Here is a 12,352-nt window from a genome sequence, read left to right as displayed (position 1 = left end):
TATTTTGACCTATAGGGACATATAAGGACCGTGATAGTAGAATAGGAGGAAATTCACATGGTAGTCAAAGAGAAAGTTGTAAATGAAATGCAGGAAGTAAAAAAGATGATTGATACGCTAGTAAATAATGGTCAACAAGCTTTACAAGCATTAGAAAGTTTTACACAAGAGGAAATTGACAACATTGTTCATGAAATGGCATTAGCAGGTGTTGATCAACATATGCCGCTAGCAAAATTGGCAGTTGAAGAAACTGGCCGTGGTGTATATGAAGACAAATGCATTAAAAATATTTTTGCCACTGAATATATTTGGCATAGTATAAAGCAAGATAAAACGGTAGGGATTATTCACGAAGATCCTCATGAAGAAATAATAGAAATCGCGGAACCTGTCGGTGTAGTAGCTGGGGTAACGCCAGTAACGAATCCAACGTCGACAACAATGTTTAAAGCGTTAATTGCGATAAAAACAAGAAATCCAATTATTTTCGCATTTCATCCTTCCGCACAAAAATGTTCTGTGGCAGCAGCGAAAACCGTATATGATGCAGCGATGAAAGCTGGTGCACCAAAACACTGTATTCAATGGATTGAAAGACCGTCTGTTGAAGCGACGAAACAATTGATGAACCATGATGGTGTAGCACTCGTTCTAGCAACTGGAGGCGCTGGTATGGTGAAATCAGCTTACTCTACTGGAAAACCAGCGTTAGGCGTTGGTCCTGGTAATGTACCGTGTTATATAGAAAAATCAGCACATGTAAAACGAGCTGTTAATGATTTAATTTTATCGAAAACATTTGATAACGGTATGATTTGTGCATCGGAACAAGCAATCATTGTCGATAAAGAAATTTATGATGATGTTAAAACAGAAATGATTGAAAACAATTGTTACTTTGTAACAGAAGAAGAAAGAAAAAAATTAGAAAAGCTCGTTATAAATGAAAATACATGTGCAGTAAATAGTGATATTGTAGGGAAATCAGCACAGTATATTGCCGATTTAGTTGGGATCACTGTTCCTGAACATACAAAAATGCTTGTAGCTGAAATTCAAGGTATCGGAGCAGCATATCCGTTATCTCGTGAGAAACTGAGTCCAGTATTAGCTTGTGTGAAGGCGAATTCATTAGAAGAAGGATTTACATATTGCAAAGAAATGTTGAACCTCGGTGGTTTAGGACATTCAGCAGTTATCCATTCTACAAATAAAGATGTGCAAAAGCAATTTGGGTTACGTATGAAAGCTTGCCGTCTCATTGTAAATGCACCTTCATCACAAGGTGGAATAGGGGATATATATAATGGATTTATTCCATCACTTACACTTGGTTGTGGTTCATACGGAAAGAATTCAGTTTCCCAAAATGTAACAGCGACTCATTTATTAAATATAAAAAGGCTGGCAAATAGAAAAAAGAATATGCAGTGGTTCAAACTGCCACCAAAAATTTATTTTGAAAAACATGCTACAGCTTATTTAGCAAATATGCCTAACATTTCACGTGCATTTATTGTAACGGACCCCGGAATGGTTGAACATGGCTATGTCGATACAGTCGCGCACTATTTAAACAAGAATGCAAATGATGTGAAAGTTGAAGTTTTCTTTGAGGTCGAACCAGATCCATCAGATGAAACTGTTTTCAAAGGTGCGGAAATGATGAAAAGCTTTAAGCCAGATGTAATTATCGCACTTGGTGGTGGTTCAGCTATGGATGCAGCAAAAGGAATGTGGTTATTCTATGAGCATCCAGAAACGACATTCTATGGTATTAAACAGAAATTTTTAGATATAAGAAAACGTACATGTAAATATCCGGAATTAGGAAATAAGGCGCAGTTTGTTGCGATTCCAACGACATCAGGAACGGGATCAGAAGTGACACCATTTGCGGTTATTACAGATAAGAAAAATAATATAAAGTATCCGCTCGCAGATTATGAATTAACACCAGATGTAGCAATTGTTGATCCACAATTTGTAATGACAGTACCACCACATGTAACAGCAGATACTGGTATGGATGTTTTAACACATGCAATTGAGGCGTATGTGTCTGTTATGGCAAATGACTATACAGATGGATTAGCATTAAAAGCCATTGATCTCGTATTCAAATATTTACCGAGAGCATATAAAGATGGAAATGATGAAGAAGCAAGAGAAAAAATGCATAACGCTTCTGCAATTGCAGGGATGGCATTCGCAAACGCTTTCCTCGGTATTAATCACAGCTTAGCACATAAGATTGGACCAGAATTCCATATTCCGCACGGACGCGCAAATGCCATTCTAATGCCGCACGTAGTCCGCTATAATGCTATTAAGCCAAGAAAACACGCATTGTTCCCAAAATATGAGCACTTTGTGGCAGATGAAAGATATGCACATATAGCGAGAATGCTCGGTCTTCCAGCAAGTTCGGCAGCAGAAGGGGTGGAATCACTCGTCCAAGCAATTATTGAGCTTGGAAAAAGCTTAAATATTAATATGAGTATTGCGGGACAAGGAGTCGATAAAGAGCAATTTGAAGAGGTTGTTGGAGTATTAGCAGAAAGAGCTTTTGAAGATCAATGTACAACTGCTAATCCAAAGTTACCGCTTATTTCAGAGCTGAAAGAAATTTATATGGAAGCATATAAAGGTGAATAATGATAAAAAAAGAGCCGCAGTAAAAGCGGCTCTTTTTTTATTGGAAAATATCTCCCAGAATGGCTGTATTTACTGGTCTTTCAGTTTCATAGAATATGATACAGTGAAATGGAGGAGTGAGAATATAATGAAAGAATTAAAAGGAAAAATAGAAGATTATACTCGGTTTGGACAAATGCTTCTCGCTGTAAGTACATTGTTAATGGTTGGCTTATTGATTCCGAGTGGAGCAAAAGAGACAATCCAATTTTTTGTTATGATGGGGAGCATCGTTATATTTTTAAGCTTATCGTTCTTTTTCTTTCAGCGTGTGAAAGTGATGCGTGACCAGCTAGAGGAAAATGAATGTGAATAATATTGTTAACTAGAGCGCAGCGAAAAGAAAAAATCTTTTTGTCGCGCTTTTTGTTTTTTGTAGGAAAATATATGCGTTTCGTGTTGACAATGATAATCCTTATCAATTAAAGTAGAATAGTAGTTAATGATTATCATTATCAATTAGAGGTGAAGAAATGAAAAAATCTATTACGCTATTTACAGCGATTTTATCTATTTTTTTCTTGTTAATAGGTTGCAGTGCCAAAGGGGACGAAAAAGCGTCTGCAACCAAAACAGAAAAAGGAAAAGAGAAAATCGAAATTACCGACCTATCAGGAAGAAAGGTAACATTCGATAAAGTGCCAGAAAGTTTTGCAACATTAAGTATGGGGGACATGGATATTATTCATGCTTTAGGTGGAAAAATAGTAGGTCGCCCGGATACGAAATTAACTCTTCCGGATGAGCTAAAGAAAGCACAAGTAATTGGGAATGCACATCAACCGAATTTTGAGCAAATTGTTAGTTTAAAGCCCGATGTACTTGTTGCTAACAATGGATTCCAAAAGAATGTGCCAACGGTTGAAGGACAAGGAACGCAAGTTATCATTTCTTCTGCGAATTCTGTACAAGATATTCAAAAGAATATTGAATTATATGGAACGGTAATGAAGAAAGAAGATAAAGCAAAAGAAATTATTCAAAAAATGAATGATCAAATGAAGAAATATGAGAAAAAGAGCGATGTGAAAGCATTGCTAGTGTATGGCGCACCAGGAACTTATTTAGCGGCATTACCAACATCTTTATCAGGTGATATTTTAGAAAAAACAGGCGGAAAAAATATTGCTTCTGATTTTCCAGAAACGAAAGAATATCCGCAATATGCACAGCTAAGTGTAGAACGTATTATTGAGGCGAATCCAGATGTGATTTATTTAATTACACACGGAGATCCAAAAAGTGTGAAAAAAGCATTCGAAGGCGAAATGATGAAAAATGAAGCGTGGAAAAATTTAGAGGCAGTAAAACAAAACCGCGTAGTTATTTTGCCACCTGATTTATTTGGATCTAATCCTGGTACAAAAGTTACAGAAGCAATGGACTTTATGTATAAAAGTATACAAGATGTAAGGAAATGATACGTATGGAAAGTAGTGAAGTAGTAAGAGAAAAGGAACATCCTTTTGCGAAAAAAAGATGGATAATAGCAGTTACTTTAGTTGTATTAACAATCCTAGGTCTCTTTTACGGTCTTTTCGCAGGAAGTTTATCCTTTTCTGTACGAGATATTCTAACGGGTATACAAGATGAAGGTTCGACAGTTCATCGAATTGTATGGGATCTTCGCATACCGAGAGTGCTCATTGGGTTTATAGTAGGAACATGTTTAGCTGCATCTGGTACACTGCTACAAGGAGTTATGAGAAACCCTCTTGCAGATCCTGGTATTATCGGAGTTTCATCTGGGGCAGGCCTTGTAGCAATTGTCATCATGATTTTATTCCCACAGCATCTAGCTTTTTTACCACTAGGGGCGTTTTTAGGAGCTTTCATAACAGCGATGGTTATTTATGCTTTATCATGGCAAAAAGGGGCACCACCTTCAAGAATCGTCTTAGTAGGGGTGTCGATCAATGCATTAATTGGTGCAGCAACGTCAGCATTAATGTTATTACATAGTGACAAAGTACAATCGGTGTTACCGTGGCTAGCGGGTGGTATTGGTGGTGTAAGTTGGGCACATTTAAATATGATTATTTATTATGCAATATTCGCCATTATATTAGCTTTCTTTGGTATTAAGCATATTCGAGTGTTAATGCTTGGAGATGAAATGGCAAAGTTATTAGGACATAACGTGGAAAAAAGTCGGTTTTATTTAATCGTAGTAAGTACATTATTAGCTGGAATTGCAGTAAGTGTGTCTGGTCTGATTGGATTTGTCGGTCTTGTCGTACCACATATGCTACGTTTATTAGTTGGAAATGATTATAGATATTTGCTACCTTTATCATGCCTTGGCGGCGGGGTATTACTTGTTTTTGCGGATGCAATAGCTCGAAGTTGGTTTGACCCAATCGAATTGCCTGTTGGTATTTTACTGTCCTTCTTAGGTGGTCCGTTCTTCTTATATTTAATTCATAGAGGAGGAAAACAAAGTGATTTCCGTTAACAAAGTGTTTTACGCACACTCTGAAAGATTTCAAATGCAAAATATGAATGTACATATTAAGGCTGGAGAAATCGTTAGTTTAATTGGTCCGAATGGATCGGGAAAATCTACTTTGCTTCGTTTAATAGCAAGGCTACTGAAACAAAGCGAAGGGGACATCATTTTAGATGGGAAAAATATTCATATGATGAAGAGTGCTGATGTAGCGAAGCAATTAGCAATGTTACCACAAATGCATGATCATCAATTAGATTTAACAGTGAAAGAACTAATTGAGTTCGGAAGAGGTCCACATAAATCATGGAGTAGCCACTTAAATAAAGAAGATGAAGAAATTGTTGATTGGGCATTGTCTGTTACAAATCTTGAAGGGTGTGAATATCGTCTTTTACATTCTTTATCAGGAGGAGAACGGCAACGTGCTTGGATTGCGATGACGCTAGCGCAACGTACAAATGTCTTATTATTGGATGAACCAACAACCTTTTTAGATATCGTTCACCAGTTGGAAGTAATGGAACTTGTGAAACGATTAAATGAGGAGTTTGGAATGACAATTATAATGGTTTTACATGACATTAACCAAGCTGCTCAATATAGCGATCGTTTACTTGTATTAAAGCGAGGGAAAATTCAGTATGATGGTATACCAGAAGAAGTACTATGCCATGAAATGTTTCAACATGTATTTGGCATAGATGTAGATATTTTTCAGGGAAGTGACAAGCCTTTTTTTACACCGAAACGAATTTCTAAAAGGGGAGAAGAGCGATGCAAACAGAAGAGCGTATTACCATTGAATTAGTAAGAAAATTTGTTATGGCAGCTCACGGGGATTTAGAGAAAGTACAAGAGCTATTGGTTGAATCACCAAGCTTACTTCACGCCTCTTATAATTGGGGTGGATCAGATTGGGAAAGTGCGTTAGGCGCATCGGCACATGTAGGTCGTAAAGATATTGCTCTTTATTTACTAGAAAAGGGTGCTCGGATGGATATTTTTGCAGCAGCTATGCTTGGTGAATTAGAAGTTGTACAAGCTATTTTAGTAGCTCAACCAGAAGCATTGCGCGCATCTGGTCCTCATGGTATTTCTCTTCTTCAACATGCACGAATGGGTGGAGAGAAATCTAAGCGTGTATATGATTATTTAGCAATACTATCTTAATGAACGAAGGAAGTTCTTATGTGCGGTAAACTTTTCACTTGAAACAATTGGAAAGTTTACCGCCCGTTAGAACGGGATAAGTATCTAGTATATTTGAAAATCCTACACCCCCCTCAATTGTAGTTTTCTTTATGCTAGTTATGATATGGATGCAGTGGACAATATTTGTCTACTGCTTTTTTTGTTTCTATAAGATTGAATATTCTGTGTTATGTAGTTGATTCATTTATAATAAATGGTAACATTTATTGTGCATACAAAATATGATTGTGAAATTAAGAAGAAATTAGTAGAAAGGAGTGAAGGAATGTTTCATACAGACCGTTTACAAATTCGTAAATATACAATGGATGATTTACAGTTCTACGCTTCACTATGGGGAAACGAAAAAGTAATGCGCTATATTGGAAATGGGAATTTAAAAACATATATGCAATGTAAAAAAAGTTTGGAAGAGTGGGTAATTCCTAGCTATAAAAACGGCCTCGGTTTATTTGTATTAATTGAAAAGGAAACGGGGATACGGATTGGTCATGCAGGATTAGTAAAGCAGCAGATAGATGGAAAAGAGGAAATTGAAATTGGTTATTGGTTATTACCTCAGTATTGGGGAAAAGGCTATGCGAAAGAAGCAGCGGCAGCATTTCGAGACTATGGCTTCCAAGCGTTACGAATGAATAAATTGATTTCTCTTATTAATCCGGACCACCCCGCCTCAATCTTTGTCGCTAGAAAAACGGGGCTTAGTTATGAGAAAACAACTTCATTTCATGGGATGGATGTTCTCGTTTATTCCATTAGGCGCGTTGGATGAAAAAAGGTTAATTGCATTTTTTGAAGAATGGTATATAAAAATAAAGGGGGGATTACATGTACATTTATCATAATGGACTTATTATTCGTGAGGGAACGAATGGTGTACCTGCATATGCAATTAAGACTTTATTTGAAGATGCCGGTTGGAGCAATGATAATATCCCTTCTTGGCAAATTGAAAAATTCACGATAGCATTTGAAAATTCAACATGGGCATTCACAATCTGGGATGAAGAAGAGATGATTGCCATGGTTAGAGTCATTTCTGATGGAATCATGGTCGCGAACATAGTAAATTTAGTTGTGAAATGTGAATATAGAGGGAAGGGATTAGGTAAGAAACTTGTCGCTCTTTGTTTGCAAAAGCTACCACATGGTGACTGGTTTGCACATACTTCTGCGAACAATTTTGATTTTTATAGAAGCTGTGGATTTGAAGTTAGAGAGCTATCGAGAAATGGAACATGTGCGTATTATGGATATCAAGTCGCCAAAAGAGATGGTCACCGATAAATGAATGGCAAGTAAAAAAGTATAGCGAGGTAATTTTGAGACTTTTGATAATAGAGAATGGATTGAGGCTCGTTTTATGATAAAATAAAAGAAAATTCTGTTTATTTATAGGGGGATAAAAATGAGTATAAAAGTTGGGGATGTATTTAAATATGAAAGAAGATTTACTGAGGAAGAGGTTTTTGAATTTGCAAATATTACCGGTGATAAAGGTAGACACCATGTGGAATACGATGAAGATGGAAGATTAATGGTTCATGGTTTATTGACTGCTAGCATTGGGACGAAAGTGGGAGAAGAGTTACATTACATAGCAAGAGAATTAGTAAGTGAGTTTATTAGACCAGTGTTCACAGGAGATACGATCACTTGTGAACTAACTTTAACAAATGTTGAGCAAATGGAAGGCTATAAAAAAGTTTCAATCGAGTCAGTTTATCGCAATCAGCATGAAAAGACTGTACTAGTTGGGACAAGTTATGGAATTATAAGGGGATAAAAAAGAAGCCTGTTTAACAGGCTTCTTTTTTATTATTTAGTAAACACGTTTTCGATTTTCTGCATAACTAGAGATGAGTAATAATGCAGTTTCTTCTCCTATATTACGAACAATATGAGGAACACATGCATTCCATGAGAAAGAATCACCTTCTTCTACAATTGCAATATCTTCACCGTGCTGAACTTCTAGTTTTCCGCGTAATACAAGGTGACATTCTTCCCCTTCATGGGCATTTGGTGAGTTTTCTTTCGGGAATCCAGTAGGGATTTCTACTAAAGATAGGCGAAGGCCCCCTTGCTCCGCAACATGTTCAATTCTTTGCTCATCTTTGCCGTATACACTGTATTTCCGTTCTTCTTTTTTGACAATTTTTAATCGATCTTTTTGCTCTAACAATAAATAGGGAAGGGGAACGTTTAAAAAATTGGAGATCGTTTCTAAAGTTGAGATAGATGGTGATGTTTTATTATTTTCAACCTGACTCATAAATCCTTTAGAAAGACCTGTTCCCTCACAAATTTGTGCGATTGTTATGCCCCTACGTTGACGAATTTCACGTATTGCAGAACCAATATTCATAAAATCAAGCTCCTTTTTGTAAACAACTATTTGTATCATAGCAAAAAAAATATATTTTTTCCCAGTGAAAATGAATTGACGAATAAAAAAAATTAGTGTATGTTTTGTAATGTGAATAAAAGTTTTATATAATAAAACTATAAAGGAGAGAAAGAAATGAATCAACATATTGGTAACTTAATTATTCGTATCGTGTTAGGGGTAACATTCTTCATGCACGGTTTAACAAAATTCCAATCAGGAATTGACAATATTGCAGGGTGGTTTACAAGCATTGGTTTACCAGGAGGACTTGCATACGGTGTAGCAACATTTGAATTAGTTGGAGGCCTATTATTAATTCTAGGTTTAGGTGTAAGATATATTGGATTATTATTTGCACTTGTTATGGTTGGAGCAATCGTAAAAGTGAAATGGTCAGCTGGTTTATTGGGAGATGGAAAAAATCCTGGTTTCGAATTAGAACTTGCATTATTAGCAATGGGTGCATACTTATTTGTTGCAAAAGCTGATGGTTTTGTAGATAATTTCTTAAAAGAAAAAATGTCAAAGAAGAAATAATTTAAATGGGGGAGGCTAACAAGATGAGTTTTCAACTTCATCCCAATACAACACTTGATGTTGTTCATTTATACGTATCTAATGTAAAGAAATCACTAGAGTTTTATACGGAAGTACTAAGTATGAAGGTGCTAAAAGAAGAAAAAGCAGTCGTTACATTTGGGAATGAAAATGATGAACCACTTCTTATCATTGAAGAAAAGAAAGAAGCTTTTCCGAAGCAAAGAGGAAGAACAGGGTTATATCATTACGCAATTTTATTACCAAGTAGGCAGGATTTAGCGAATGTTCTTCGTCATCTTGTAGAAATGGTATATCCACTACATGGCGGGGCCGATCATTACTTTAGTGAAGCTCTTTATTTAGCTGATCCAGATGGAAACGGGATTGAAATTTATCATGATCGACAAAAAGAAGTTTGGCGTGATGAGAATGGAGAGCTCCCATTTGTTAGTAACCCGTTAGCTGGTGAAGAATTATTGCAGCAAGGAAGTACATGGAGTGGATTTCCAGCTGGTACTGTGATGGGGCATATTCATTTCCATGTAGCTGATTTAGAGGAAGCGAAACGTTTCTATGTTGATGGTCTTGGTTTTGAAGTAACGATCCCAGCTCGTAATGGAGCGTTGTTCGTATCAGCAGGTGGCTATCATCACCATATCGGTTTAAATACATGGCAAGGTGAAGGGGTACCACCGCAAATGCCAGGTTCTGTTGGTTTGAAATATTTCACAATTGTACTAGCGGATGAAAAACAAAAAGAACAAGTATGTGAAAGCTTAAAAAATATTGGCAAGATTGCTACGTACAAAGATGGAATATTACAAGTCGAGGATCCATTTGGACATTGTATCCATTTCAAAATAAAAGGAGAAGCCTAAAAAGGCTTCTCTTTTTTATTTTCTTATAATTGCATTTTCGTTTTGTAAAAATAGTTCATCAAATTGTTTTGCAAGCTCAAAATCTAGTTTCGTTAAACCTTTTGCATTCCAAGATGACAAAGTAATAATAACTGCTTTATACTGGATAAGGATAAATGGATGGTGATTATGTTCTTCTGATAGTTTGGCGGCTTCAGAGACAAATTCGACTCCTTTTAAGTAGTCGGAAAACATATATTTTCGTTCAATCCATTTCTCATCTTTTACCATCCATTTATCTACCTTCAATAATTCCTCGTGAACTTCTTCTTCAGTTAATCTTAGCATCATTTTTCACATCCTTTATTGGAAGTAACGCAAGACCATTGTTAATAAGGCGTGTTACAGCTTCGTCAGTTGTGAAAGTAGAAAGTTGATGTAGTAATGCTGCAGATGTTTCATGCCCTTTGTTATGCTCTAAAAGTAACTCTAATACTTCAAGGCGCAGCAACCATTCTTTCGCATAAAATTTATTTAATACTTCTTGAATTGCTACTAATTGATCGATATGCGCGTCGTGTAAAATCCCCTCACTTCGAATATCTCGAACTGTTTGATACATACGCTCGAGTTCATTCAGTACAAGCGGAGCAGGAATTTCTTGAACTTCTTCATCCATTGGGAAAAATGCTGCTGCATCTGCGGCACCTGGGAATACTGAAGTGATTTGTGAGCCAACAGCCATATCAAATGCGCCCCATGAAGCATCAAATAAAACGCGGGCGTTATAAGTAACTGTGCAATCGATAAAGGAAATAAGAGCAATTTTCTTATCGTTTTTCACAATATCTGTTACTGTTCCTTTTACATGAATACCACTTGCAAAAGTAAACTCAGCGATAGTTCCAATTGTAATTCCTAATGATTGTAGTTGTTCGTCTGTACAATTTTCTAATGCAATATTTTCAGTAAGTAATCCAATCGGTGTTCCAAATCCGTCACTGTGTACAGAAGTAGAATGATTCGCTAACTGTTTATTATGAAGCGCTAATGCCGTTGGCGAATTTGTTCGCATGTAAATTAATTCACCTGCATCGTTTTCAATTGTCTCGCTAAATGTACCTGTGATTTGTAATCCGCTATTTAGCTCAGCTGTTGCATAGTTCTCAGAGCGAATTGCTTTTTCTAAACCTTCTTTTCCACCTGTTTTAAAGGCCATTGTTTTAGAAAATGTTTCAAGCGCATCTGTTAATTCTTCAAAGGACTTGCAAACGAATAGTTGTGGTTGCATTTTTGTTACGTCATAAGTTGTCCCTGTACATGCTTCGATAGAAAATGGAACTTTTTCTACAGCGTCTGTTAAGCAATGTTTGCTTTCGCCAACAGAAGAAAGGAGACCAGCACCATATATTTTTGGATCATCTATATTTCCAATCAATCCATATTCTACTGTCCACCAGAAAAGACGTGAAATTTGTTCAGCTTCTGATAAACCAGAAACTAAGTTTTGTTTTTCGATTACAGCATTTTCAGCAGCCTTAACTTCATCAGGAGTAGAAGTAGGACTTTCTTTTACTATCGTTAATGTACGAACAGCTTCAAATGCATCATGTTCTTCTTTTGTAGAGAAAGCTTTTGCACCAATTTGCCCAAAACGTTTCACATATTTTGCATATGTAGGATCAAGTAAAATCGGTGCGTGTCCTGCGGCTTCGTGTACGATATCTGGAGCTGGTGTGTACTCGATATTTTCTACTTTCCGAATATCTGTTGCGATTGGTAGTAATCCGTGTCCTTGGAAATCGAAGAATGCTACACCGGGAATAAGTCCGTCAATCGTTACAGCGCCCCAGCCACTTGGTGCCAAACACTCATTCATTTCTTCTACTTTTGGAATTGAATCTATATTAATACCAGATGATTGTAGTCCGTTCACATAGGCTGGATGAGCAACGTCTTTTAAGAAACTATGATTTTGTCTCATAATATAACGCCACACAGCGTGATTCACCGGTGTGTATTGATCATAATGTTGTGTGGATACGAATGGTTTTAAATGCGATGGGATTTCTGTTTTCTTTGTCATTTAGACATCCTCCTTTTTTTTCAATAAAATTGAATATCGATTTCGTATAGCTTGTATCACCTCCTCGTATGATTAAGTTAGGTTTTTTAGGGACGGGATGTACCTATAAACCC

14 protein-coding genes are annotated in these 12,352 nt (G+C 36.5%); 11 read left to right on the top strand and 3 right to left on the bottom strand.

Annotated elements, in window-relative coordinates:
- Window positions 1-57: 57 nt before the first annotated feature.
- From adhE to MHB52_RS22620, 9 genes are all read left to right on the top strand, one after another.
- The gene (gene adhE / locus MHB52_RS22660; RefSeq protein WP_016118651.1) at window positions 58-2,661 is read left to right on the top strand and encodes a bifunctional acetaldehyde-CoA/alcohol dehydrogenase; all 2,604 of its coding nucleotides are present in this window, start codon (window positions 58-60) and stop codon (window positions 2,659-2,661) included.
- Between the two features lie 127 nt (window positions 2,662-2,788).
- Window positions 2,789-3,016, top strand: coding sequence for a YrhC family protein (locus MHB52_RS22655; RefSeq protein ID WP_000661265.1), 228 nt, complete (start codon window positions 2,789-2,791; stop codon window positions 3,014-3,016).
- Window positions 3,017-3,173: 157 nt separating this feature from the next.
- Window positions 3,174-4,121 carry an ABC transporter substrate-binding protein gene (locus MHB52_RS22650; RefSeq protein ID WP_000748455.1) on the top strand — a complete coding sequence of 316 codons (948 nt, stop codon included), beginning with the start codon at window positions 3,174-3,176 and terminating at the stop codon, window positions 4,119-4,121.
- Window positions 4,122-4,126: 5 nt separating this feature from the next.
- Window positions 4,127-5,155, top strand: coding sequence for a FecCD family ABC transporter permease (locus tag MHB52_RS22645; protein WP_002000971.1), 1,029 nt, complete (start codon window positions 4,127-4,129; stop codon window positions 5,153-5,155).
- Window positions 5,142-5,960, top strand: a complete 819-nt coding sequence (locus MHB52_RS22640; protein WP_000626524.1) for an ABC transporter ATP-binding protein — start codon at window positions 5,142-5,144, stop codon at window positions 5,958-5,960. Before MHB52_RS22645 ends, MHB52_RS22640 begins: the two co-directional genes overlap by 14 nt.
- A complete protein-coding gene (locus tag MHB52_RS22635) occupies window positions 5,927-6,322 on the top strand; it encodes an ankyrin repeat domain-containing protein (RefSeq protein ID WP_016118650.1) in 396 nt (131 codons plus the stop codon). Before MHB52_RS22640 ends, MHB52_RS22635 begins: the two co-directional genes overlap by 34 nt.
- A 235-nt stretch (window positions 6,323-6,557) precedes the next feature.
- Window positions 6,558-7,136 (top strand): GNAT family N-acetyltransferase, encoded by a 579-nt coding sequence (locus MHB52_RS22630; protein ID WP_136986246.1) that lies wholly within the window; start codon window positions 6,558-6,560, stop codon window positions 7,134-7,136.
- Between the two features lie 56 nt (window positions 7,137-7,192).
- Window positions 7,193-7,651: a GNAT family N-acetyltransferase gene (locus MHB52_RS22625; protein ID WP_000276114.1), complete on the top strand. Its 459-nt coding sequence runs from the start codon at window positions 7,193-7,195 to the stop codon at window positions 7,649-7,651.
- A gap of 121 nt (window positions 7,652-7,772) precedes the next feature.
- Window positions 7,773-8,150 (top strand): MaoC/PaaZ C-terminal domain-containing protein, encoded by a 378-nt coding sequence (locus MHB52_RS22620; protein WP_000025014.1) that lies wholly within the window; start codon window positions 7,773-7,775, stop codon window positions 8,148-8,150.
- Window positions 8,151-8,186: 36 nt separating this feature from the next.
- Here MHB52_RS22620 and MHB52_RS22615 read toward each other — a convergent pair whose 3' ends face one another.
- The gene (locus tag MHB52_RS22615; RefSeq protein WP_001020693.1) at window positions 8,187-8,732 is read right to left on the bottom strand and encodes a helix-turn-helix domain-containing protein; all 546 of its coding nucleotides are present in this window, start codon (window positions 8,730-8,732) and stop codon (window positions 8,187-8,189) included.
- A gap of 156 nt (window positions 8,733-8,888) precedes the next feature.
- Here MHB52_RS22615 and MHB52_RS22610 point away from each other — a divergent pair, with 156 nt between their 5' ends.
- A complete protein-coding gene (locus tag MHB52_RS22610; protein WP_001071552.1) occupies window positions 8,889-9,293 on the top strand; it encodes a DoxX family protein in 405 nt (134 codons plus the stop codon).
- Between the two features lie 23 nt (window positions 9,294-9,316).
- Entirely contained in the window at window positions 9,317-10,174 is an 858-nt protein-coding gene (locus tag MHB52_RS22605; RefSeq protein ID WP_000009857.1) for a VOC family protein, read from the top strand.
- A 15-nt stretch (window positions 10,175-10,189) separates the two neighbouring features.
- On the opposite strand, the gene MHB52_RS22600 is transcribed toward MHB52_RS22605, so the two are convergent.
- A complete protein-coding gene (locus tag MHB52_RS22600; RefSeq protein WP_000979538.1) occupies window positions 10,190-10,504 on the bottom strand; it encodes a 4a-hydroxytetrahydrobiopterin dehydratase in 315 nt (104 codons plus the stop codon).
- Window positions 10,485-12,239, bottom strand: a complete 1,755-nt coding sequence (locus tag MHB52_RS22595) for an aromatic amino acid hydroxylase (RefSeq protein WP_000163212.1) — start codon at window positions 12,237-12,239, stop codon at window positions 10,485-10,487. Before MHB52_RS22595 ends, MHB52_RS22600 begins: the two co-directional genes overlap by 20 nt.
- Window positions 12,240-12,352 lie beyond the last annotated feature (113 nt).

The sequence above is a fragment of the Bacillus sp. FSL K6-0073 genome, from assembly GCF_038006085.1.
Classification (GTDB): Bacteria; Bacillota; Bacilli; order Bacillales; family Bacillaceae_G; genus Bacillus_A; species Bacillus_A cereus.
This window is presented reverse-complemented; position numbering and strand designations above follow the sequence as displayed.